Raw genomic sequence first — 24,306 nt, 5'->3', positions numbered from 1 at the left:
GCTGGCGCTTTCGTCGGGGTCACGTCAACCGCCCTGCTCGACGGTCATCACCGCCAGCCATGGGCCGGGGCTTTGTCCGGTCAGCGCGGGCCAGTACCAGCCGGGCACGTCGGCATGGACGGTGCCGTCGCGGGCGCGGATATGGTCGCAGACGGTCAGACCCCGCCCGTCGCGCGTGGCGCGGAAGCAGGAGGCATGGCCGCCGGGCACGCTGCGCATCGGCAGCGGATCGATCGCATAGCCCAGCGCCGCGAAACAATCGCGCGGCGGGTGGAGCAGCCGCGTCGCGCGGGCGACCTGCCGCAGCACGATCTGGCGGCGGCCGTCACTGAACCGCGCGACATGGCCGGGAAAGTCGCGGGCGAGCAGCGCGTCGCCCGGCCCGGCGGGCAGGGGGTGGAGCTGCCTGCCCTCATACACCGCCGGCCATGGGGCCAGCGGCGGCCGGTCGACTGGCCGGGCGGGGAGCAGCGGCGCGGTGGCGGCGAAGGCTGCGGCGGCGATCACCGCCAGCCGGGGGATCAGCGCCATGCGACCACCCTCCCCCGCGCCAGCAGCGCCACCGCGCCGCCGGCGACGATCGCAAAGGCGGCTAGGCCGATCGCTTCATGCGCCACCGGCCCGCCGATGGCGGTGACGAAGCCGGCTTCGAGGTAGAACAGGCTCGCCGCGCGCAGGGCGTTGCCGACGACCGCGACGATGACGGTGGCGGCGAGCAGCAGGGCGAAGCGCACCGGGGGGATCCGCTGGATCACCCCCGCCGCACACGCCAGCACCAGCAGCGCCCACAGCATCCGCACCCCGCTGCACGGCCCGTCGAACAGGAGTTGCTTCCCCTGCCACTGGAGCGCGACGCCCTCCAGCGACACGTCGATGCCGTTGCCGCGCAGCAGCCACGTGGTCAGCACCGCCGATATGCGGCGCAGCGGCCCGGCGACCAGCACGTCGAGCGTCGGCAGCATCGGCACGCCGAGCAGCGCGAGCAGCATCGGCGGCCAGCGCCATGCCCCGAGTGCGCACCAGCCGAATGCGGCGACCAGCACGATGATCTCCAGCAGCGTGATCCCGCTGACCGCCGCGCCGCCGAGCGCCAGCAGCGCGACCGTCAGTCCGGTGGACGAAACGCCGTGACCGGCGCGCAGCAAGGCCCAACCCAGCACCGCAAGCAGCGCCAGCGTCGTCGCCAGCCCGGCCCCGTCGGCGCGCCCGGCAAGCTGGACCAGCGCGTGCCATCCCGCCCCGGCGACGATCGCCGCCGCGATCCGCGCCGGGATCATGCCGCCACCGCCCGCCGCTGCCGCCGCCACAGCCATAGCGCGGCGAGCGCGGTCAGGATCAGCAGCGCCCAGGTTCCGGGCTCGGGCACGGTCGGCACCGCGTCGGAATCGGGCACCGGCAGGTCGCCGTCCTTATACTCCTTGTCGGTTTCGAGGACGACGGCGCCGCTGACCGGGGTGACGATGTTCAGCCGGTGGGCGAGCCGGATCGCGGTTTCGCGCGACTTCGCCGGCGCTTCGCCCTCGCCCGCGAGCCGGTCGGCGGCCCACAGGCGAACGAGGTGCGCCGAGCCGGTCGCGGCACCGGGCGACACCGCCGCGCGCTCGACCTGCCAGCCGGGACCGCTGGCGAGCAGCGCGTGCAGATCGGCGACCGGATCGCCGCCGGGTGTCGGCAGCCGGGCGGTGTCGAACCAGCGTTCGCCGGGCACCACCAGCGCGCGGCCGGCCACCGCCTGATAGCGCACCAGGCGCGGCAGCGCGGGCAGCCGGTCGAGCGCCTGCTCCAGCGCGGGTTCGGTCGCGGTGAAGCGGACCGGCTGCGCGCCGTGCAGCCACAGGATCGTCGCATCGCCGCGCGGCATCGCCCGCAACGCCTGCGCCAGCGCCGGGCGATCATCCTGTCCACCGATCGGACGGATCGCGGCGAGCGCATCGCGGACGCGGGCCGCCTGCGCCGGCGACCATGGCGCGGGGGCGACGGTCGCGGGCGTGTCGGCCGCCGTCACCATGCCGACGATCCGGCCGGGGGTGATCGCGTCCAGTGCCTTGCCGAGCACGGGGAGCGTGGCGGCCATGTCCGCCGATCCGTCGACGACCAGCATCAGCGGCCCCTGCCCCATCGCACCGCGCTCGATCCGCTGTTCGACCGCGATCGGCCCGGCCTTGCCGGCCGCCGCGACGGTCGCGGTCGTGCGGCGCGGGCCAGCGATCGGCGGCAGCGTCAGGCGATGACCCCCGCTCGTCAACGCGCCATCGCCGAGGTTCGCGCGGACCGGCCGGCCGCCCTCGACCCACAGCGCATGGACCAGCGCGGCGTCGGTGTCGAAATTGCGCTCGACGATGCGCGGCAGCGCCAGCGTGCGTGCGCCGTCGGCGGCGATGGCGAACGGCGCGGTGACGCCGATCCGCAGCTTCATCGTCGCGTTCGGCGGCACCGGAAACGCCTGTACCAGCAGCCGCTGCGCGCCGTCGGTCGTCACCAGCAACGGATCGCGCGAGACACTGACGACTCTTTGATAGGCCGCCCTTACCGCGCCGCGCCCGGCGATGCTCGCCTCGCGCGGCTCGCCGTTCACCCACAGCGTCGCGCGCGAGACGAACGCACCCTCGGGCAGCGCCAGCGTAAAGCGCGCCTCCTGCTGCCGCGCGCCCTTGTTGACGAGATCGATCGTCCATTCGAGATAGGCGAGGCTGTCGCGCTCGTTGACCGATCCGTCGATCCGCGACTGGCCAAGCGACAGGCCGGGCACCCGCCCGCCGACATCCTCCCCGCCGCGATCCGCGTCCCATGCGAACCGGTTGTCGCGCCGCGCTGGCCGGGGGACAGCGTTGAACGCCTGTCCGGTCACGCGGTAATAGAGTTCGCGCGCATCGCCGGTGCTGGTGAACGCGTTCCCGAACAGCCCGGTCTGCGGGCGGAAGATCAGTCCGCCGACGATACTCGCCGGACGGGTGGAGTCGCCATAGGCCTGTCGCAGCAACAGGTCGCTGTCGCCCATCCGCCGCATCAGCGTGATCGCGTCCGCCCGCTCCGCTCCGCCGCGTTCATAACGATCGAGCGCCACCTGCGTCATCGTCGCCGGCAGGTCGGCCAGCACCAGCGCGGCGAAACCTAGCAGCGCGCCGCCCGTCATCGGTCGCCATGCCCGCCGCCCGCCGGCCAGCCGTAGCGTCCAGCGCGCGGCATGGATCAGCGCGACGACCGGCGCGAACGGCAACAGCCCGACGCCCATGAACACGATCCCGACCAGCGCGAAGGGCAGCAGCGGCAGGAAGATCAGCGCATAGCTCGCCGCGATCACGCTGGCGGCGGTGCCGGCGACGATCAGCCATGACGGCGCTGGCGCATCGGAACGCATCGCCCGCCACAGCAGCACGTTGACGATCGGCACCGTCGCGACCATCGCGACATGGCCGGGTGTCGGCAGCGGATCGAAGAACGCCCCCGCGCACAGGCCCGTGATCCATTCGATGACGATGACGACCGTCGGAAAGACCGTGGCGGCGATCAGCGCGAACGTGCCGGGCAGATTCGGTTGGCGATAGGACATGGCGATCGGCTCCCTGAAGTGGAGCCGGTGTGGGCCGGTGCGATCGAGTGCCGATGACCGCCGCTCGCAGCGCCGACGAAAATCCGGTGCAGTTTCGATGCAGACGGGGTCCGGCCTGACCAATTTCTCAATACGGCTTGCTTCGGTCTGACAATCTGCACATAATGGTCACAAATACCATAATGTGGGAGTTAAGGATGCGCTCATGGTTTGCAGCATCGGTCGCCGTCCTTGCACTGGCGTCCCCGGCATCAGCGCATGACGCCTCCAGCGTGGTCGCGTCGGGCCGTGCGACCTATAATCTCAATCCCGGCTGGCGGACGATCACCGGCGATCCGGCCGAGGCGCAGGCCCCCGATTTCGACGATCGCGCCTGGGGCCGTGCCACGCTGCCGCATGCGTTCAACGAACGCGAAGCCTTTGCCCGCGACATCAAGGACCTGTCGACCGGCATCAACTGGTATCGCAAGCGGATCACGCTGCCCAGCGGCGCGCAGGCGGGCAAGGCGTTCCTCGAGTTCGAAGGCGTGCGGCAGGCGGCCGAGGTCTGGGTCAACGGACGGGCGGTAGTGCTGTCCGAGCATGGCGCGATGGCATTCGGCGCGGACATCACCGCCGCGCTCAAGCCCGGCGAGAACGTCATCGCGGTGCGTGTCGACAGCGACTGGCGCTACAAGGAGCGCGCGACGCGCAGCGGCTTCCAGTGGAACGATCGCAACTTCAACGTGAATTACGGCGGGATCACGAAGAACGTCCGGCTGCACCTGACCCCTGCGACCTATCAGACGCTACCGCTGTTCTCGGCGCTGGGCACCACCGGGCAATATGTCTGGGCCGATGCCTTCGACATCGCCGCGCGTACCGCGACGATCCATGCCGAGACGCAGGTCCGCAACGAAGCGACGCGCGCCCGCACGATCGGCTACCGGGTCGAGGTGCGCGACGCCACCGGGCGGGTGGTCGCGCGGTTCGATGGCGGCGGCGCGACGCTGGCCCCGGGCGAGACGCGGACGCTCACCGCCGACAAGCGGCTGAGCGGGCTCCATTTCTGGAGCTGGGGCTATGGCTATCGCTACCGCGTCACCACCAGCCTGACCGAAGGCGGCAAGGTGATCGACGCGGTCGACACGCTCACCGGGTTCCGCTCGACGCAGTTCGGCGACGGGATGGTCCGGTTGAACGGGCGGGTGATGCAGGTGCATGGCTATGCCCAGCGCACGTCGAACGAATGGCCGGCGGTCGGCGTGTCGATCCCGCCGTGGATCAGCGACTTCTCCAACGCGCTGATGGTCGAGAGCGGCGGCAACCTCGTCCGCTGGATGCACATCACCCCGTCGAAACAGGATATAGAAAGCGCCGACCGCGTCGGGCTGCCACAGGCGATGCCGGCGGGCGACGCCGAGCATGACGTCGAGGGCCGCCGCTGGGACCAGCGCAAGGAATTGATGCGCGACGCGATCATCTACAATCGCAACAACCCGTCGATCCTGTTCTACGAAAGCGGCAACGAGAGTATCAGCGAGGCGCATATGGCCGAGATGAAGGCGATCCGCGACCGGTATGACCCGCAAGGCGGCCGCGCGATCGGATCGCGCGAGATGCTCGACAGCACCACCGCCGAATATGGCGGCGAGATGCTGTACCTGAACAAGAGCGCGAAACACCCGATGTGGGCGATGGAATACAGCCGCGACGAGGGCGCGCGGCTGTATCAGGACGATTTCACCGCGCCATTCCACAAGGATGCGCCCGACTATAACCGCAACCAGGACAGCCACGCGATCGAGGATGTCCGCCGCTGGTATGATTACTACCGCATCCGCCCCGGCACCGGGCGGCGGGTGAGTTCGGGCGGGGTCAACATCATCTGGTCCGACAGCAACACCCATTATCGCGGCGACAACAACTATCGCCGCTCGGGCGAGGTCGATGCGATGCGCCTGCCCAAGCAGGGATATTATGCGCACCGGGTGATGTGGAACGGCTGGGTCGATCCCGAGACGCCGGCGACGCATGTCATCGGCCACTGGAACTACGCGGCGGGCACGACCAAGCCGGTCAGCGTGGTGTCGAACGGCGCGGCGGTCGAGCTGTTCCTGAACGGCCGCTCGCTGGGGCAAGGCAAGCGCTCCAGCGGGTTCCTGTTCCAGTGGCCCGCCGTCGCGTGGGCTCCGGGGACGTTGCGCGCGGTCGCGACCAGGGCCGACGGCCGCCGCTCGGAACATGTCGTCGAGACGGTCGGCGCGCCGGTCGCGCTGCGGCTGACGCCGAAAACCGGCCCGCGCGGTTTCGTGATGGACGGTGCCGATCTCGCGCTGGTCGATGTCGAGGTGGTCGATGCCAAGGGCCGCCGCGTGCCGACCGCCAACGACAAGGTCGCCTTCGCGCTCGATGGCCCGGCCGAATGGCGCGGCGGCATCGCGCAGGGTGACAGCTCGGGCAAGCCGCGTGCGACACAGGCGGTACAGGGCGACGCCATTCCCGGCACCACGCCCACCGCCGGCACCGCGCGCGGCGAGGACAATTACATCCTGTCGCGCACCTTGCCGGTCGAGGCCGGGGTCAACCGCGTGCTGCTGCGTGCCGGGGACCGCCGGGGCACGGTGCGGCTGACCGCCAGCGCGCCGGGGCTGAAACCCGCGACGATCGCCATCCCGACGGTCGCCGCCGCCGCGACGCCGGGCGGCCTGTCGCGCAGTTTCGCCGCGGCGGCGCAACCCGGCCTGCTGACGCGCGGGCCGACCCCGGCGGGCGAATCCTATCGCGTCACCCGGTCGACCGTCGTGCCGGTGCGGGTCGTCGCCGGATCGAACCCCGCCGATGCCGCCCGGACGTTCGACGACAACGAACTGTCGCGCTGGATCAGCGACGGGCGGGCCGACAGCGCGTGGATCGAATATGACTTCGGCCGCGAGGTGAGCTTGAGCGAGATCGAACTGAAGCTGGTCGGCTGGCGGTCGCGCGCCTATCCGCTCGCCATCACGCTCGACGGGCGCGAGGTATGGCGCGGCGAGACCGAACGCCAGCTCGGCTATGCCGCCGTCGCCTTCGCGCCGGCGCGCGGGCGGGTGCTGCGCATCACCCAGACCGGACCGGTGCAGGACCGCGACGCCTTCGGCAAGATCGTCGAGCTGGCCACCGCGCGGCAGGCGGGCGATACCGGCGCCGACGCGGTGCCCCCCGGCTTCCGCCTCGCGATCGTCGAGGCCGATTTCCACGGGCCGGTGGCGGCACGGTAAGGTTTGATCCATCTGAACGGAAACGTCGCCCCAGCGAAGGCTGGGGCCTCTCGCGGCTCCTGTCCCGCATCAGTGCGACGAGATCCCAGCCTTCGCTGGGGCGACGATTCTGTTCGGATGGATCAACCCCCAAGGCTTGCGTCGGGATCGGCGGGTCGGCTACAGCGCGGTCATTCGCAAGGACCCGGTGAAATTCCGGGTGGCTATTCCGGCCGCCGATCCGCCGGACAACATGCACATCCAACCGATCCTGCGCGCTCCACCCATGGGCGCCATGTGCCTTGTTGTGGATTTCACATGCCGCTTATTTCCAGAACCTATCGCCGTCAGTGGTTCACCGACGGCGCCGCCGCCCGCCGTGACGTGCTGGCCGGCATCGTCGTCGCGCTGGCGCTGATCCCCGAGGCGATCGGTTTCTCGATCATCGCCGGGGTCGATCCGGCGGTCGGGCTGTATGCCTCGGTCGCGATCGCCATCGTCATTTCGCTGATTGGCGGGCGGCCCGGCATGATCTCGGCGGCGACCGCCGCCGTCGCGGTCCTTATCGGCCCGCTGGTGCGCGATCACGGCGTCACCTATCTCTTTGCCGCCACGATCCTGATGGGGCTGATCCAGATCGCCGCCGGGCTCCTGCGGCTCGACCTTGTCATGCAGTTTGTGTCGCGGTCGGTCATCACCGGCTTCGTCAACGCGCTGGCGATCCTGATCTTCCTCGCGCAGCTCCCGCAACTGACCGGGGTGACGTGGCACAGCTATGCGCTGGTCGCCGGGGGCCTTTCGATCATCTACCTGTTCCCGCGCGTGACAAAGGCGGTGCCATCGCCGCTGGTCGCGATCCTCGTGCTGAGCGCGATCAGCATCGGCCTTGCGCTGCCGGTCAACACCGTCGGCGACATGGGCCGGCTGCCCGACGGGCTGCCCAGCTTCGCGCTCCCGCAAGTGCCGCTGACGTTCGAGACGCTGCGGATCATCCTGCCCTATTCGCTGACCATGGCCGCCGTCGGGCTGCTCGAATCGCTGCTGACCGCGCAGATCGTCGACGACATGACCGATAGCGACAGCGACAAACGGCGCGAATGCGCCGGACAAGGCGGTGCGAATATCGTCGCCGCGCTGTTCGGCGGGATGGGCGGCTGCGCGATGATCGGCCAGTCGGTCATCAACGTGACGTCGGGCGGGCGCAGCCGGCTGTCGACCTTTGTCGCGGGCGGATTCCTGCTGATATTGCTGACGTTGCTCGGGCCGTTCGTCGGGCGGATGCCGATGCCCGCGCTGGTCGCGGTGATGGTGATGGTGTCGATCGGCACGTTTAGCTGGAACTCGATCGCCAACCTGCGGCGGCATCCGGCGACCTCGTCGATCGTCATGCTGACGACGGTCGTCGTCGTCGTCGCGACGCGCGACCTGTCGCTGGGCGTGCTGGCGGGCGTGCTGCTCTCGGGCATCTTCTTTGCCGGCAAGGTGCAGCGGATGTTCGCGGTGGAACGCAGCATGGACGACGGCGTGACCTACCGCGTCACCGGCGAGATTTTCTTCGCCTCGGTCGATCGCTTCACCCGGGCATTCCGGCCGGAGGGTACTACGCCGGTGACGATCGACGTGTCGGGTGCGCATTTCTGGGACATTTCGGGCGTCGGCGCGCTCGACAAGATCGTTGCCCGGTTGCGGCGCGATGGCGCCGTGGTGGACGTCATCGGCTACAATCGCGCCAGCGCCGCACTGGTCGACCGGTTCGCGCTGCACGACAAGACCGGGGTGGAGCTGGGGGTGGTGCCGCATTGAGCAGCACTTCCCTTCAACTCCGCCGGATCAACGCCCGCGCCAGCCGGCGGTCCTCCAGCGAATAATAGAGCCAGATCACCCCGTCCGCGACCACGACCGACGCCGCAAAGGCGATGTCGGTCGCGCTGCGATCGTCGACCGGCGGCGGGGTGACGAGCGGCTGGAGCCCGCGGGCGACGACGCGGCTATAATCGGCGTCGAACGCGACCCAGCCGATCCGCCAGCGCGCGTCGCGCGTGGCACCATTGTAGAACATCACCGGACACGCCGGGTCGTCGGTCAGCAGCGGCCCGGTCGACAGATGCCAGTCGTCCCAACTGTCCGCGCGCGGCAGGAACGGGGTCGGCTGTTCTTCCCAAGGTCCCGCGACATCGGCACCAACTGCCATGCCCACCCGCGATGCCTCGTCAGCGGCATATTCGTAGAACAGCCGCCAGCGCCCGTCGGGCGTACGATCGATCGTCGCTTCCTTGGTATTGCCTTCCGACTTGGACGAGGCGAGCGCGACGCCGCTCTTGACCAGCCGGTCGAGCGACGGACCGGTCGCATAGGACAGTTCGCCATGCGCGTGATCGGCGAGGACGCCCGAATAATAGACAACATAGCCGTCGTCGCGGCGGACGACCGTCGGGTCCTCGACGCCGCCCGCGTCGTGATCGTCGGGGCCGGGCACGATCGAGGGCGTATCGCCCATGGTGAAGCGCACCCCGTCGTCGCTCCATCCCGCCCAGATCACCCCGGTATCGGTCAGCGGCGCGCCCGGCGGCACGACGGCGCGGACCATGATGCCATAGCGACCGTCGCGCTCGCGCCAGACATAGGGACTCATCAGGTCGCGCGCCGCCAGTTCGGGCGGGCTGTCGAGTTGTACCTGCTCGATCGCCCGGACATTGAAGTCGAGCAGCAGGTTGGCGTCGACGGCGGCGGTCATGCGCCGATCGCCTGCATCAGCGACAATCCGCCGTCGATCACGATCCGCGCGCCGGTGATATAGCGCGCCTTGTCGGAGGCGAGGAAGACGGCGAGATCGGCCACCTCATCGGGCGCACCGGCTCGGCCCAGCGGAATGTTGTTCTCCAGCGTCCGGCGGTAGGTCTCATCGGCCTGCGCCCGTGCGTTCATCGGCGTCAGGATCATGCCCGGCTCGATCGCGTTCACGCGGATGCGGCGCGGCGCTTCCTCGATCGCCAGCGTCTCGATCAGGTTGGTCAGCCCGCCCTTCGCCGCGCAATAATCGGCCCCGCCGGCGCGCACCGCATAGGCATGGATCGACGAGATGTGCAGGATCACCGCGTCGCCCGCCTCGCCCCGCCCGGTCAGGAACCGGCGCGAGGTGAGGAACGCGCCGGTCAGGTCGGTGTCGAGCAACCGCCGCCACTGCGCGAGCGTCATGTCGCGGACATTGACCCCGGTCATGTTCAGCCCGGCGGAATTGACCAGCACATCGGCCGGCCCCCATTGCCGCTCGACCGTGGCGAAGGCGGCATCGACCGACGCTTCATCGTCGACATGCGCCTGCACGGTGATCGCCTCGCCACCCGCCGTCCGCACCGCGTCGGCGCTGTGCCCGGCGGCGGTGGCATCGGCGTAATAGAGCACCGCCACCCGTGCGCCGGTCGCCCCAAAGGCTGCGGCGCAGGCAGCACCGATGCCCGATTCGGCACCCGTCACGATGATCGTCCGGCCCGTCACATGCCACCTCCCGCAGTCGTTCGGGGGGTGCAACGACCGGCGGGGCGATTGGCTTCACGCCGGGTCGCCGGTCCGGCGATTATCTGACCGGCTGATCCTTCGTCCGCCGCACCCCGCCGCGCACCGCCGCGATCAGCGCCTTGGCGTCATAGGGTTTGGCGAGCACCACCGCGTTCGGTTCGCGCTGCACCGCGCCCGGATCGCCGGTGGCGAACACCACCAGCGCGTCGGGGCGGACGCTGCGCGCGCGTGTCGCCAGCTCACGGCCCGATGCGCCGGGCAGGTTGACGTCGGTGATGAGCACGTCGACCGGCGCGGTCTGAAGCGCCATCAGCGCTTCCTCGGCGCTCGCCGCTTCCAGCACCACGAACCCTGCGTCCTTCAGCATGTCGGCGGTGTTCGTGCGGATCAGATCGTCGTCCTCGACCAGCAGCGCGGTCTGGCGCAGGCTCGGCGGAGTCGTCACCGCGACCGGCGGGTTGGGTTCGGGCGCGGTGCGGGTCGCGACGCCACGCTGCTGCTGGTTGGCCAGCACATGGCGGAATTTGCGCGCCAGCGCCTCGCGCGTGTACGGCTTCGACAGCAGCTCGACGCCCTTGTCGAGCCGCCCGCCATGGACGATCGAATTCTCGGTATAGCCGCTGGTGAACAGCACCGCGATATTGGGCAGCCGCTCGCGCGCCTTGCGCGCCATTTCCGGGCTTTTCAGCGGTCCGGGCATCACCACGTCGGTGAACAGCAGGTCGATCGGCACCCCGCTTTCGATCACCGCCAGGCCGCTGGTCGCATCGGCGGCCTTCAGCACGCGGTAGCCAAGGTCGCCCAACAGCGCGACGACGGTCGCGCGGACCTCCTCGTCGTCCTCGACCACCAGCACCGTCTCGGTCCCGCCACGCACCGGCCCGGTATCGACCGCGACCTCGACATCCTCGGACTCCATCGCGCGCGGCAGGTAGAGCTTGATCGTCGTGCCGTGGCCGACTTCGGAATAGATTTTGATGTGCCCGCCCGATTGCTTGACGAAGCCGTACACCATCGACAGCCCGAGGCCCGACCCCTTGCCTTCCGCCTTGGTCGAGAAGAACGGTTCGAACACTTTGGCGACGATGTCCGGGGACATCCCGCTGCCGGTGTCGGTGACGGCCAGCATGACATATTGCCCCGGCACCACTTCCTCGTGCGTGCGGGCATAGGCATCGTCGAGGTGCGCGTTCGACAGTTCGATCGTCAGCCGGCCCTGCCCCTCCATCGCGTCGCGCGCGTTGATCGCGAGGTTCAGCAGCGCATTCTCGATCTGGCCGGGATCGATGAAGGTGTTCCACAGGCCACCGGCGAACACCGTCTCGATCTCTACGCCCTCACCGATCGCGCGGCGCAGCATGTCGTCCATCCCCTGTACGAAGCGGGTGACGTTGACGACCTTGGGTTCCAGCGCCTGCCTGCGCCCGAACGCGAGCAACTGGCTGGCGAGCTTCGCCCCGCGCGAGACGCCGGCCATCGCATTGGCGACGCGGCGCTCGGCGCGTTCGTTGCCCGCCACGTCGCGCCCGAGCAGTTGCAGGTTGCCGCCGATCACCTGCAACAGATTGTTGAAATCATGCGCGACGCCGCCGGTCAGCTTGCCGACCGTTTCCATCTTCTGCGACTGCGCCAGCTTCGCCTCGGCCTGACGCCGCTCGGCGATCTCGGCGATCACGCGGGTTTCGAGGGTTTCGTTGAGGCTGCGCAGTTGCTCCTCGGCACGTTCGCGGTGCCGCACCTGCCGCGCCAGGCTTTCGGCCTGATCGCGCAGCGCCGCTTCGGCCGCGCGCTGGTGCGAGATGTCGGTGTGAACGCCGACCCATTCGACGATGCGGCCATCGTCGTCGAGAATCGGCAGCCCCCGGATCGCGCAGGTGCGCCATTCGCCGTCGTGGCGCCGCACGCGATGTTCGTGGACGAACATGCCGCGGCTCGCCACCGCCGCGTTCCACGCGACGACGGTCGCCGCCGCATCGTCGGGATGCACCGCCGCCGACCAGCCGAACCCCTGATACTCGTCGAACGACTGACCGGTCAGCGCGCCCCAGCCGGGCTGTTCGCCGAGCATCCGCCCGTCGGCGCTGTTGGTCCACAACACGCCGTGAACCGCCTCCATCGCGGTACGGAACCGGCGGTCGCTCGCGCGAACTTCGGCTTCGCGCCCGGCGCGGTCGGTGATGTCGATGCCGAGGATATAGACGCCGCTCGTCGCCCCATCGGCGCCGGTCGCGGGAACGTAACGGATTTCCGCCCGGCGCGGCCCCGTCTCGCGGTGGTGCAGCGTGGTTTCGGCGACGATCGCCTGGCCGCCCAGCGCCGCGTCGATGTCCGCGCGCCGGTCGACATATGCCGCCTCGCCGATCACGTCGCGGATGTGGCGGCCGACGATCGCTTCGGGCGACGTGCCGAACCATTCCTGATAGCGGGCATTGGCGAAGCGATAGCGATGGTCGGCACCGACATAGGCGACCAGCATCGGCATCGCATCGGCGATGCCGCGCAGTTCGGCCTCGCTCGCCGCCAGCCGCGCCTCGATCGCCACGCGCTCGCTATGGTCGACGATCGTACACAGCACCCCGCCGGCCACGCCGTTCGCGTCATGCACCGGGGTGTAATAGAGGTCGAGGAACAGCGTCTCCGGCCCGTCGCCGCGCTCCAGCACGATCGGCTGGTCGTGGAACGACTGGACTTCGCCGCGCAGCCCGGCGGCGAGGATCGGACGGTTCCAGTCCCAGACTTCGGGCAGCGCCTCGGCGACCGGGGTGCCCAGCGCCAGCGGATGGCGATCGCCGATGATCGCGCGATAGGCGTCGTTGTAGAAAAGGATATGGTCGCTGCCCCACATCAATACCTTGGCGACCGGCGAATTGACGATGTTGGCGATCGTCGCGCGCATTTCGTGCGACCAGCCATCGGGCGTGCCGAGTGGCGACTGGCTCCAGTCGCGACGGCGGATCAGCGCGCCGCACTCGCCGCCCGCCGCCGGCCAGCCCGGCGTCAGCGGACGTGCCGCCGCCCCCGCCGCGTCGCGCAGCGCACACAGGCCGGCGCGGACCACCTCGCTGGTGTTGGCATAGTCGCCGGTCGCCATGCGCTCGACGATGAACTGTTTCAGTTCGGGCGTCAGCGAAACGTTGGAGGTCAGGCGTCCGGTCATGACCGCTATTTCGATCGCTGCATATTCCATGTCAACAAGCGACCCGATTCGCCACGCCGGAGCGACCGGGCGCAGCACCTCGCCGATCGTCGCCTTTGGCCACCGGCCATGGTTTCGGACGAGCGATCATCCCGCGAGCCGCCGTGCGCCCTCGTCCTCCATGCCCAGCATCCGCCGGATCTCGCTTTCGGGCACCGGCCGGCTGAAATAATAGCCCTGGATATGGGTACAGCCCTGTTCGCGCAGGATGTCGAGCTGGCCGGCGTTCTCGACGCCCTCGGCGGTCGTCTCCATGCCCAGCGCCTCGGCCAGCGTCGTGATCGACTTGATGATCGCGGTGGCGCTGTCGCCGTCACCGTCGAGCAGGTCGAGGATGAAGCTGCGGTCGATCTTGATCTTGTCGAATGGAAAGGCGCGCAGATAGCTGAGCGAGGAATAGCCGGTGCCGAAATCGTCGAGCGCGACGCGCACGCCCAGCGCGCGCAGGCTGTGCAGCGAGGCCAGCGTCGATTTGGGATTGTCGATGAACAGGCTCTCGGTGATCTCCAGTTCCAGCCGCTGCGGGGCGAGGCCGCTTTCGGACAGCGCCTGGAGGATGACGGCGGCGAGGCCCGGATTGCGGAACTGGACCGGCGATACGTTCACCGCGACCCGCACGTCGTCGGGCCAGCGCCGCGCCGCGCGACACGCCTCGCGGATCACCCATTCGCCGATCGGCACGATCAGCCCAGTATCCTCGGCCAGCGGGATGAAGTCGACCGGAGACACTTGCCCACGCACCGGATGGTTCCAGCGCAACAGCGCCTCGAACGCGCAGACGCGGGTTTCGGACAGGTTGAACAGCGGCTGGAACATCAGCGACAACTGCCCCTCTGCGATGGCGTCGTGGAGGTCTAGCTCCATCTGCCGGCGCTTGCGTGCCTCGGCATCCATCGTCGCCTCGAAGAAGCGATAGCCGCCGCGCCCGTCGTGCTTGGCGCGGTAGAGCGCGAGATCGGCGTTCTTCGCCAGCGTCACCGCATCCTCGCCGTCGACGCCGAGGATCGCGATGCCGATGCTGGTGCCCGGCACGATGCGGTGGCCGTTGACGATGCACGGTTCGGCCACCACCCGCGTCAGTTCATGCGCTACCCGGTCGAGCGAGCGCTGCGCATCGTCGAGCACGATCGCGAATTCGTCGCCGCCCAGCCGCGCGACGAAGCCGTCGGGCGCGAACCGGCTGAGCCGGCCGGCGATCTCGCACAGCAAGGCGTCGCCGGTCGGATGGCCGAGCGTGTCGTTGACGACCTTGAACTGGTCGAGATCGAGGCAGAACAGCGCCTGTCGCCGCTGCGACGGCGGACGGGCGATCACCATGGTCAGATGGTCGCGCAGCAGGACGCGGTTCGCCAGGCCGGTCAGATGGTCGTGCAGCGCCATATGGGTGATCTGGCGCTCGCGCTCGCCAATGTCGTCGACCATGCGGTTGAAGCTGGCGGCGAGCGTGCCGAGTTCGTCCCGCGTGGTGACGGCGACCTGGGTATAATCGCCACGCGCCACCCGCCGCGCGGCATCATCGAGCGCGATGATCGGCCGGGTGATCCGCCGCGCCAGCACGACGCTGCCGATGCCGGCGATGACGACGCCGACCGCGCCGCAACCGATCAGCAGCCACAGCAGCGGCCGATATGCCGCCAGCGCGTCGGTGATGCTGTATCGCAGCAGCAGCACCTGCGGCTCGCCGTCGACGAACGAGGCGATCGGCGATGCCTGCACCAGCATCCGCTTGCCGTCGATGTCGCGTTCTACCACCGCGCCGCCGCGCTGCGCGGGGTCGAGCGTCGCGGCGGGGACAATATGCGGCGCAAGGTCGATCGAGGACAGCCGCGCCAGCCGGGCCATCTCCCGCCCGTCGAGCGCGTTGCCGAACACGACCCAGCCGATCGTGACCGGTGCCTTGACCGCCGCGGCGGCAGCGTTGAACCGGGCGTCGCCGATGCGCAGCACGCCGCGCGTCCGCCCGCCGTCGAGCGCGGCGAACAGATCGTCGGCGTCGCGCGGCGACATGCGTCCGCGATAGCCGACGACCGCTCCGTCCGCGCCGACGAAGAATGCCTGGTCGAGCCGCAGGCGGCTGCGCAGCGAATCGAGCGCCGAGACGATCGTCGGCGCGTCGCCCGTCGCCGCCGCGCTGCGAAAGCCGAAGTCGCCCGCCAGCACGGTGCCCGCATCGCCAAGCTGGGCGTAACGCATTGCCGTCACCCGGTCGAACACCTTGGCGCTGGCGACCATTTCGTTGCGGATCATACCCTCGGCGGTATTGCCGATCCCCGCCTTCACCCCGATCAGGATCAACACGACCGCCAGCGCGAACAGCGCGCCATAGAAGACCGCCAGCTTGGCCGAGAGCGACCCGCGGACGAGCGCAATGACGCGCGGCAGGGACGGGCGCGGCACGGTCGTTACCGGAGCGCGATGGTGATGCGTTTGGCAGTATCGCCGCTGGCCGGAACGTCGAGCGGAAAGCTGACCTCGCCCAGCTTCGCCTTGAGCCGGGGGTGCCATATCGTCAGCGTCGCCCGCCCGCCGGTGACGCCCGCGATCGACGTATCGCCCGCCGCTGCCGTCTTGCCCGCGAACGGGGTGTCGACCACGCGGATGAAGCCCGACATCGCATCGTGAATGTTGCAGCCGAGCGCGACCGTGCCCGGCGTGGTGAACAGGTAGCTGCGGCTCTGATCCCGTCCGAACAGCTTCAGTTCGAACTTCGCCGCGCGCGAGAAGCTGTAGACGTGATGGCGCACCTTGTCCTGGTTGGGAAAGGTGACGGTCGCGCCGACCGGCACGATGAGCGTGCCGGGATTGAAGGCGATGCCGCGCTGGACCATCGTGCTGGGCCAGGGAAACCGGATCGGCCCGGCCGGAACGCCCGCCGCCGGATGGATGGTGACGACCGCATCGGGCACCGGCTGCCCAGCGGCATCGACGACACGGACCGCGACGGTTCCGGCAACGGCGGGAAGCGGCACGAGGAAGGCAGCCATGGCGGCGGTAGCAGCGAGTTTCATGGACCCAATATGCGTGGAATCCATCAACCTCCGGTTAAGACCACGCTGCTTCGCCCGCACGCCGGTTAGCCGGATATTTACCGGCGCGCTTCTATCCTTGGGGAATGAAGAGCATCTCCCGGAATGAACTTTGCGCAATTTGCGTAATGACGGTCGCCCTGCCGGCACAGGCGCAGACCGTCGGCGAACCCGGCAAGCTGTTGCTGACCAACGGAATCAGCACGATCGAGGGATCGGCGGGCGGCGGGTTGACGCCATGGGCGGTCATCGCCGGCAATGCGACGAAAGACACGATCGGCGGGCAGGCGGGCGTCACCATCGCCGCACTGCCCGATTACGACGTCACCGTCCTGTCGGGGGCGATCGGCGCGTGGGACCGGATCGAGCTGTCGTTCGCACGGCAGATTCTCGACACGAACAAGGTCGGCGGTGCGCTCGGCCTCGGCAATGATTTCAAGTTCGATCAGGACATCTATGGCCTGAAGGTCCGCGTGGCGGGCGATGCCGTCTATGGATCGCCATGGATGCCCGCCGTCGCGGTCGGCGCACAGTATAAGAAAAGCCTCGATGCGGCCGTCGTCCGCGCGGTCGGCGCGCGCGAGGCCGATGGCGTGGATTATTATGCCAGCGCGACCAAGCTGTTCCTGAACTGGTCGGTGCTCGCCAATGCGACGGTGCGCGCGACCAGGGCGAACCAGAACGGGCTGCTCGGCCATGGCGGCGCGCTTGGCGACAGCTACCGGGTGCAGGTCGAGGGGTCGCTCGCCTATCAATTGTCGCGTCGGCTGGTCGTCGGCGCGGAATATCGCAGCAAGCCCAGCAACCTGGCGATCGCGCGCGAGGACGACTGGGCCGATGCCTTCGCCGCCTATGGCATCAACCGCCACCTGACCGCGACGATCGCCTATGCCGATCTGGGATCGGTCGCGACGTTCGAGAAGCAGCGCGGCGTCCTGTTCCAGCTTCAGGGCAGTTTCTAGACCGGATCGACATTCGGTCGGAGCGCCAACATTATTGCTCCCCTCCCTGAGAAGGGAGGGGAGAAACCGAACATTCGCTCGAATGTCGATCCAGTCCCTCCCACTCCTACCGGACCTCGTCATCATGATCCTTGCCGCCCTCCTCCTCACCCTGTCGCCGGTGGCGCAGGACCATCCGCCCGCCCATGCGATGCCCGGCGAGGAGCCGGTCGAGCCGTACAAGGTGGACGCCGCGAACGCCGGCGCGACGCCCTTTGCCGGCGAGGGCATGGCGCGCGCGTTCCACGGACAGCCGGGCATCCGCCGGATCGTCAACCGCTTCGTCGCGACGAACTTCGCCGACCGGCACATCGGCGAGGTCTTCGCCAACCACGATCAGGTCCGGCTGAAGCGGACGCTGTTCGAGCATTTCTGCTACATCCTGAACGCCGGATGCAGCTACACCGGGCGCGACATGCTGAGCGCGCACAAGACCATGGGCGTGCAGCAGGGCGACATGAACCGGCTGGTCGAGAACCTTCAGGCGGCGATGGGTGCCGAGGGCGTGGCCTTCGCCGCGCAGAACCGGTTCCTCGCCAAGCTCGCGCCGATGCGGCACGACATCGTCGAGCGGTAACGCGCCCCGCCGCCGGGACTCATCCGGCCGGGATCGACGCCCCGATCGCATGTGCCGGCACGGCGGGACCCAGACCGGCGGTGGCGAGCAGCGCGAAGGTGGCGAGCCAGTGGCTGCCCATGTAATCGTCGTCGAGATGCGGCAGGCTGGCGGCGAGGTGCCGGTCGGCGACCGCGTTCAGTCGGTCCTGCAGCGGGTGTCCCGCTGCGATCGTGCGCCAGCACCATGCGCGGCTGAGGTTCAGCCCGTCGAGATGGGCGATCTTGCCGTCGCTGCGGTCGGACACGGTGACGGGGTGGAACAGCGTCGCCGGCTCGCCGCGATCGAGGTCGGGCAGGAAGGCGGCGAACCATGTCGCGAACGCCGGGGCGGGCAGGACGTGGCGCATCAGCAGCGCCTCGGTCAGTGCCGACGACAGGAAATCGTCGCCCGATGGCTCCCATGCCTGACACCCCCGGTCGCGCAGGAACCACGCCTGCGCCCGCTCGTCGATCAGCGCGACTAAGGCGGCGTCGCGGGTCATCGCCCAGTCGCGCGCCAGCACCAGCGCGAAGGCGGTGTTGAAATGGGTGCCGGTGCGGATCGGATAGGTGAGCTTCGGCAGGAAGTCCCGGAACCGCGCGGCGAACGCTTGCGCCAGCGGGGCCAGCGCCGCGCCCCATGGCGCGTCGTGGCGGCACGCCTCGGCATGGAGCGCCAGCAGCCACGCCCAGCCATAGGGGCGTTCGAACCCGGCGGCGAACGGCTGGTCGAGACGGGCGCGCTCGCCCGCTACCCGCTCCGGGATCAGCATCATGTCGGCGCGGGTGGCGATGGCAGCGGCTTCGGGCAGGTCGGGGAACAGGCGGCGGATCGTCAGCAACTGCCACCAGCCATGGACGCAGCTATGCCAGTCGAAGCTGCCGTGGAAGATCGGGTGAAGGTCGGCCGGCGGGCGCACGTCCTGCGGCCCGGTCAGCACCTGGTCGAGCTTGTAGGGATATTGCTGGCCAATGTGGCCGAGCGTGATCCGGGCGAAACGGCCGGCGAGGTCGGGAGTCAGCGTCGTCATATCAGCACCCACCACAGCAGCGCGATGTTGAAAAGCAGCAGCGGCAGCGCGGTGGCGGCCTGCGCACGGATCACGCCGTAGCGGTCGCGCAGGTCGAGCAGCGCTGCGGGCACGATGTTGAAGTTCGCCGCCATCGGCGTCAGCAACGTGCCGCAGAAGCCGGCGAGCATCCCGATCGCGGCGACCGGCGCGGGATCGCCGCCATAGTGGCGGACCAGCAGCGGTATCCCGACCGCCGCCGCCATCACCGGAAAGGCGGCGAAGGCATTGCCCATCACGATGGTGAACAACGCCATGCCGAGGCCGTAAGCGACGACCGCGCCGAAGATGCTGCCCGCCGGGATCGCCCCGCCGATCAGCCCACCGACCACGTCGCCGACCCCGGCGAGCGCGAACACCGCGCCGAGGCTGGCGAGCAATTGCGGCATCACCGCCGCCCAGCCGATCTCGTCGAGCAGGCGGCGGCCCGAGCGCAGCCCGGCGAGCGGCGTCGCGCGCAGCGCCAGCCAGCATAAAGCGAGCGCGACGAGAACCCCCGCCGCCAGCGCGACCAGCGTCGCCTGTTTCGGATCGACCAGCGCCGGCACCTGTTTGAACAACACCGTGCCGCCCAGTGCCGCCGCCGGAATGACCAGCGCCAGCGCGAGCAGCGGGCCTTTGGGGGTCGCCGGTTCGACGCTTTCGCCGCGCCGCATCCGCCCCGACGCGGCGGTCGCGACGAGGGCGAGGACGAGGACGCCGTTGCCGATGTCGCCGATCCGGTCGCCCGCGAAGAACGAGAGGCCAAGCAGCGCGTGGAACAGCGCATTGGCGAAGCGCCGGTCGATAATCCCGAGGATCGCGCAGCCGGCGAAGAAACTGCCGGCGACGAGATAGACGAAGCCGAGGCCGATCATCGCTTCGCCCCCGCCAGCCGCCGGTCGAGCAGCCAGAGCCGCAGACCATGGATGAGGAAGGCGGCGATGGCGGTCGGGATCGCCCAGACCGACAGGTGAAACGGCTCAATGGCGATGCCATAGCCTTCGAGCACGCCCTTCATCAGCAGGATCGATCCGATCGCGATGAAGATGTCCTCACCGAAGAACAGCCCGATATTGTCGGTCGCGGCCGCCAGCGCGCGGACGTGTTCGGGGTCGGCGGTGCCCTGCCCCTCGGCCGCCGCTTCGGCCATCGGTGCGACCAGCGGGCGGACGGTCTGCGCATGGCCGGCGATGGCGGTGAGGCCGAGCGCGGCCGACAATTGCCGGAACAGCAGGTAGCCGGCGAGCAGCCGCCCGACGGTCAGCCCCTTCAGACCGAGTACCAGCGAGCGGGCGCGCGCCTGAAGCCCGGCGCGTTCGAGCAGGCCGATCACCGGCAGCACCATGTAGATCGCGGTGACGTAGCGCGTTTCGTTGAACGCATGGCCGAAGCGGGCGAGGACCGCTAGCGGATCGAGCCCGGCGGCAAGGCCGGTGACGGCGGCGGCGACGACGATGACCAGCAGCGGGTTAAAGCGCAGCAGGAAACCGAGCGCGATGACCGCGACGCCCGACAGGACCAGCATCAGCGATCCTCCACTGGACGAGTGCCGTAGCCGCCGCCGCCCGGCGTCTCGATCACGAACACGTCGCCCACGCCCATGTCGGCCGAGGCGACCGCGCCGAGGCGCTCGACACGGCCATCGGCGCGTTCGATGCTATTGGCGCCGACCGCGCCGTCACCGCCGCCGGCCATGCCGAACGGCGCGATGCTGCGATGGTTCGACAGGATGTTGGCGCGCATCGCCGCGCGGAACCGCACCCGCCGCGTCGTGCCGTTGCCGCCGGCCCAAGCGCCGTCGCCGCCCGATCCGTGGCGGATCGCGAATTGTTCGATCAGGACCGGGAAGCGCGTCTCCAGCACTTCGGGATCGGTCAGGCGGCTGTTGGTCATGTGCGTCTGCACCGCGCTCGCGCCGACGAACCCGGGGCCGGCGCCGGCACCCCCGGCGATCGTCTCGTAATATTGGCGATCGGCATCGCCGAAGGTGAAGTTGTTCATCGTCCCCTGACTGGCGGCCATTGCGCCCAGCGCGCCCATCAGCGCGTCGGTGACGACCTGGCTGGTTTCGACGTTCCCGGCGACGACCGCCGCCGGGAAGCGCGGGTTGAGCATCGATCCTTGCGGAACGATCAGCGTCACCGGCCGCAGGAACCCGTCGTTGAGCGGCGCATCCTCGCCGACGAGGGTGCGCAGGACATACAGCACCGCCGCGCGAGTCACCGCCAGCGGGGCGTTGGTGTTGCCCGGCCGCTGCGCGCTGCTGCCGGTGAAGTCGACGGTGAGCGCGCCTGCCGCCGCATCGACCCGTACCGCCACCCGCACCACCGCGCCGTCGTCGGTCGCATAGGCGAATTGGCCGTCGGCCAGCGTGCGGATCAACCGGCGCGCCAGCGTTTCGGCGTGCGTCTGGACATGCTCCATATAGGCGGCGACGACCGTCAGCCCCTGTTCGGCGACCAGCCGGGCGAGGCCCGCCGCGCCGCGCGCGCAGGCGGCGAGCTGCGCTGCCAGATCGGCCATGTTCTGGTCGATGTTGCGCGCCGGCCAAGGGCCGCTTGCGAACAGCGCGCGCAATTCGGCCTCGCGCAGCCGCCCGTCGGCGACGACCAGCACGTCGTCGAACACCACGCCTTCCTCGGCGATAGAGCGGCTGTCGGCGGGCATCGATCCGGGGCTGGTCCCGCCGACATCGGCATGGTGGCCGCGCGCCGCGACGAAGAAGGCGGGCGTGTCATCGTCGCCAGCGAACACCGGCTGGACGAGCGTGATGTCCGGCAGGTGCGTGCCGCCGCGATAGGGATCGTTCACCGCATAGGCATCGCCCGGCCGCATGCCGCGCCCGTCGGCATTGCGCGCGGCGATCAGGTGGCGGACGCAATCGCCCATGCTGCCCAGATGCACCGGAATATGCGGCGCGTTGGCGACGAGATGGCCGTGCGCGTCGAAGATCGCGCAGGAGAAATCGAGCCGTTCGCGGATGTTGACCGATGCGGCGCTGCGCTGGAGCGCCGAGCCCATCTCCTCGGCCAGCCCCATGAACAGCCCGGCGAAGATGGCGAGGCGGACCGGATCGACGCCGGCATCGCCGCTGGCCTGCGCGCGGGGCGCGGCGCGGTTCAGCCGCAGCGTGCCGTCGTCCAGCACCACCGCGCGCCAGTCCTGCTGAACCGCGAGCGTCGAGGTGGGATCGACGATCAGCGCCGGGCCGTCGACGCATTGTCCGGCTCCGAGCGCCTCGCGCCGGTGCAGCGGGGTGGCATGGCGCGCGCCGGCCATCGCTACCTCGACCGTCTCGGGTGCCTGTCCGGTCGCCGTCACCGTCGCGGCGGCGAGCGGCGTGGTGGGCAGCACCGCCTCGACCTGGAGCCGCTCGACGATCAGCATGTCGTCGCCGTCGAAGCCGAAGCGGTCGCGGTGCGCGCCCACGAACGCCGCCGCCATCACCGTGTCGTCGGCCAGCCCCACGTCGATCCCCTGATCGGTGCGAGCATAGCGCAAGGTCGCGCTCGCCTCGACCCGCGCCCCGTCGCCAAGGTCGGCGCGGGCGGCGACGACGAGATCGTCGAGCAACGCGCGCCAGTCTCCAGCAAGCGGCAGCCCTACGCTGCGCTGGCGCACGCTCCGCCGGTCGGCCAGCGCGATGCCCCATGCCGACAGGACGCCGGCCAGCGGATGGACCAGCACTTCGGTCATGCCCAGCGCATCGGCGACGAGGCAGGCGTGCTGCCCGCCCGCCCCGCCGAAGCTCATCAGCGCATAGGTCGCCGGATCATGGCCGCGCGCGACCGACACCGCCTTGATCGCACCGGCCATGTTGGCGACCGCGATCGCGACCAGCCCTTCGGCGGCGGCATCACGGGTCGGCCGCGTGCCGGTCGCCAACTCGACCTCGTCGAGCAGCGCGTCGAGCCGGGCGAGCACGGCGTCACGGTCGAGCGGCTGGTCGCGTGCCGGGCCGAACACCGCCGGGAAATGCGCGGGCACGATCCGGCCGAGCACGAGGTTGCAGTCGGTGACGGTCAGCGGCCCGCCGCGCCGGTAGCAGGCGGGCCCCGGATCGGCCCCGGCCGATTCTGGGCCGACGACGAAGCGCCCGCCATCGAACCGGCAGATCGAACCGCCGCCCGCCGCAACCGTATCGATCCGCAGCATCGGTGCCGACACGCGGACGCCGCCGATCACCGCCTCCTGCCGCCGCTCGAAGCTGCCCGCCCACAGCGACACGTCGGTCGAGGTGCCGCCCATGTCGAAGCCGATCACCCGCGCCGCCCCGGCGTTGGTCGCCGCCGCCGCCATACCGACGATCCCGCCAGCGGGGCCGGAGAGCAGCGCGTCCTTGCCGCTGACCCCGCCCGCCGCCACCAGCCCGCCCGACGACTGCATGAACAGCGGCGCGCCGCCGAATGCCGCCGTCAGTCCGTCGACATAGCGACGCAGCACCGGCGACAGATAAGCGTCGGCGACGGTGGTATCGCCGCGCGCGACCAGCCGGATGAGCGGCGCGGCGCGGTGGCTGGCCGAAATCCAGGGGAAACCGATGCGCCGCGCCAGATCGACCAGCGCCGCCTCATGCGCCGGATGTCGCCAGCCGTGCATCAGGACGATCGCGACGCTGCGCAGTCCATCGGCATACGCTTGGGCCAACGCGACCTCGGCCGCCGCCGGATCGAGCGCGCGGACGATTCCGCCGTCGACATCGACCCGTTCGTCGACCTCGACCACCCGCGCGGCCAGTGGCGCTGGCCGGACGATCGCGCGCGCGAAAATATCGGGCCGGTCCTGATAGCCGATCGCCAGCGCGTCGCCGAAACCGCGGGTGATGACCAGCACCGTCGGTTCGCCGCGCCGTTCGAGCAGCGCGTTGGTGGCGACGGTGGTGCCGATCCGCACGTCGATCGCCGGCAACGGACCTTCGGGCGTGCCCGACAGCCGCCGCACTGCCTCGACCGCCGCATCGTCGTAGCGGCCGGGATCGACCGACAGCAGCTTGGCGACGGCGATCCGCCCGTCGGCATATTCGGCGACGACATCGGTGAACGTCCCCCCGCGATCGATGGCGATACGGCGAAGCGGCGACCGATGGTCCTCAGGGGCTGGCATGGCCGATGTATTGCACCTGCGAACAGGGTTGTCGATCGAGCTTTGGC

16 protein-coding genes and 1 other annotated feature are annotated in these 24,306 nt (G+C 69.7%); of the genes, 4 read left to right on the top strand and 12 right to left on the bottom strand.

Annotation, left to right across the window (positions count from 1 at the left end; genetic code table 11):
• Window positions 1–24 precede the first annotated feature (24 nt).
• Genes LRA89_RS01195 through LRA89_RS01185 form a run of 3 tightly spaced genes read right to left on the bottom strand, consistent with a single transcriptional unit; the run spans window position 25 to window position 3,550 of the window.
• A complete protein-coding gene (locus tag LRA89_RS01195; protein WP_230635751.1) occupies window positions 25–531 on the bottom strand; it encodes a hypothetical protein in 507 nt (168 codons plus the stop codon).
• On the bottom strand, window positions 522–1,313 hold the full coding sequence (locus tag LRA89_RS01190) for an exosortase/archaeosortase family protein (protein WP_230635749.1): 792 nt from the start codon (window positions 1,311–1,313) through the stop codon (window positions 522–524). The genes LRA89_RS01195 and LRA89_RS01190 overlap by 10 nt, the downstream gene beginning before the upstream one ends.
• On the bottom strand, window positions 1,274–3,550 hold the full coding sequence (locus tag LRA89_RS01185; protein ID WP_230635747.1) for a VIT domain-containing protein: 2,277 nt from the start codon (window positions 3,548–3,550) through the stop codon (window positions 1,274–1,276). The genes LRA89_RS01190 and LRA89_RS01185 overlap by 40 nt, the downstream gene beginning before the upstream one ends.
• A gap of 197 nt (window positions 3,551–3,747) precedes the next feature.
• On the opposite strand from LRA89_RS01185, the gene LRA89_RS01180 reads away from it, so the two are divergent.
• The gene (locus LRA89_RS01180) at window positions 3,748–6,789 is read left to right on the top strand and encodes a sugar-binding domain-containing protein (protein ID WP_230635745.1); all 3,042 of its coding nucleotides are present in this window, start codon (window positions 3,748–3,750) and stop codon (window positions 6,787–6,789) included.
• A 177-nt stretch (window positions 6,790–6,966) separates the two neighbouring features.
• Window positions 6,967–7,022: a sequence feature (sul1 is cis-regulatory element that is thought to sense ions involved in sulfur or methionine metabolism; They are found in Alphaproteobacteria), on the top strand.
• Window positions 7,023–7,086: 64 nt separating this feature from the next.
• Window positions 7,087–8,571, top strand: coding sequence for a SulP family inorganic anion transporter (locus LRA89_RS01175; protein ID WP_230635743.1), 1,485 nt, complete (start codon window positions 7,087–7,089; stop codon window positions 8,569–8,571).
• 13 nt (window positions 8,572–8,584) lie between these two features.
• On the opposite strand, the gene LRA89_RS01170 is transcribed toward LRA89_RS01175, so the two are convergent.
• The 5 genes from LRA89_RS01170 to LRA89_RS01140 all read right to left on the bottom strand — a co-directional run bounded on the left by LRA89_RS01170 (window position 8,585) and on the right by LRA89_RS01140 (window position 16,488).
• Complete coding sequence (locus LRA89_RS01170; RefSeq protein ID WP_230635741.1) at window positions 8,585–9,502, bottom strand: glycosidase; 918 nt, start codon at window positions 9,500–9,502, stop codon at window positions 8,585–8,587.
• The gene (locus LRA89_RS01165) at window positions 9,499–10,263 is read right to left on the bottom strand and encodes an SDR family oxidoreductase (RefSeq protein ID WP_230635739.1); all 765 of its coding nucleotides are present in this window, start codon (window positions 10,261–10,263) and stop codon (window positions 9,499–9,501) included. Before LRA89_RS01165 ends, LRA89_RS01170 begins: the two co-directional genes overlap by 4 nt.
• A 79-nt stretch (window positions 10,264–10,342) precedes the next feature.
• The gene (locus LRA89_RS01160; RefSeq protein WP_230635737.1) at window positions 10,343–13,441 is read right to left on the bottom strand and encodes a hybrid sensor histidine kinase/response regulator; all 3,099 of its coding nucleotides are present in this window, start codon (window positions 13,439–13,441) and stop codon (window positions 10,343–10,345) included.
• Window positions 13,442–13,567: 126 nt separating this feature from the next.
• Entirely contained in the window at window positions 13,568–15,877 is a 2,310-nt protein-coding gene (locus LRA89_RS20540) for a putative bifunctional diguanylate cyclase/phosphodiesterase (protein WP_329958500.1), read from the bottom strand.
• Window positions 15,878–15,882: 5 nt separating this feature from the next.
• Window positions 15,883–16,488 (bottom strand): cupredoxin domain-containing protein, encoded by a 606-nt coding sequence (locus tag LRA89_RS01140; RefSeq protein WP_056498727.1) that lies wholly within the window; start codon window positions 16,486–16,488, stop codon window positions 15,883–15,885.
• Between the two features lie 146 nt (window positions 16,489–16,634).
• Here LRA89_RS01140 and LRA89_RS01135 point away from each other — a divergent pair, with 146 nt between their 5' ends.
• Both LRA89_RS01135 and LRA89_RS01130 read left to right on the top strand, forming a co-directional pair.
• A complete protein-coding gene (locus LRA89_RS01135; protein ID WP_230635735.1) occupies window positions 16,635–17,468 on the top strand; it encodes a DUF3034 family protein in 834 nt (277 codons plus the stop codon).
• A gap of 124 nt (window positions 17,469–17,592) precedes the next feature.
• Window positions 17,593–18,084 (top strand): group I truncated hemoglobin, encoded by a 492-nt coding sequence (locus tag LRA89_RS01130; protein ID WP_230635733.1) that lies wholly within the window; start codon window positions 17,593–17,595, stop codon window positions 18,082–18,084.
• 19 nt (window positions 18,085–18,103) lie between these two features.
• Here the strand turns inward: LRA89_RS01130 and LRA89_RS01125 are convergent, their stop codons facing one another.
• The 4 genes from LRA89_RS01125 to LRA89_RS01110 are packed head-to-tail and all read right to left on the bottom strand — an operon-like array spanning window position 18,104 to window position 24,259.
• Window positions 18,104–19,135, bottom strand: coding sequence for a DUF2891 domain-containing protein (locus LRA89_RS01125; protein ID WP_230635731.1), 1,032 nt, complete (start codon window positions 19,133–19,135; stop codon window positions 18,104–18,106).
• The gene (locus LRA89_RS01120; protein ID WP_230635729.1) at window positions 19,132–20,031 is read right to left on the bottom strand and encodes a DUF979 domain-containing protein; all 900 of its coding nucleotides are present in this window, start codon (window positions 20,029–20,031) and stop codon (window positions 19,132–19,134) included. Before LRA89_RS01120 ends, LRA89_RS01125 begins: the two co-directional genes overlap by 4 nt.
• The gene (locus LRA89_RS01115; protein WP_230635727.1) at window positions 20,028–20,681 is read right to left on the bottom strand and encodes a DUF969 domain-containing protein; all 654 of its coding nucleotides are present in this window, start codon (window positions 20,679–20,681) and stop codon (window positions 20,028–20,030) included. Before LRA89_RS01115 ends, LRA89_RS01120 begins: the two co-directional genes overlap by 4 nt.
• Window positions 20,681–24,259 (bottom strand): hydantoinase B/oxoprolinase family protein, encoded by a 3,579-nt coding sequence (locus tag LRA89_RS01110; protein WP_230635725.1) that lies wholly within the window; start codon window positions 24,257–24,259, stop codon window positions 20,681–20,683. Before LRA89_RS01110 ends, LRA89_RS01115 begins: the two co-directional genes overlap by 1 nt.
• Window positions 24,260–24,306: the final 47 nt, after the last annotated feature.

Origin of the sequence: Sphingomonas sp. Leaf4 (assembly GCF_920939515.1) — a bacterium.
In the GTDB taxonomy this organism is placed as follows: domain Bacteria; phylum Pseudomonadota; class Alphaproteobacteria; order Sphingomonadales; family Sphingomonadaceae; genus Sphingomonas.
This window is presented reverse-complemented; position numbering and strand designations above follow the sequence as displayed.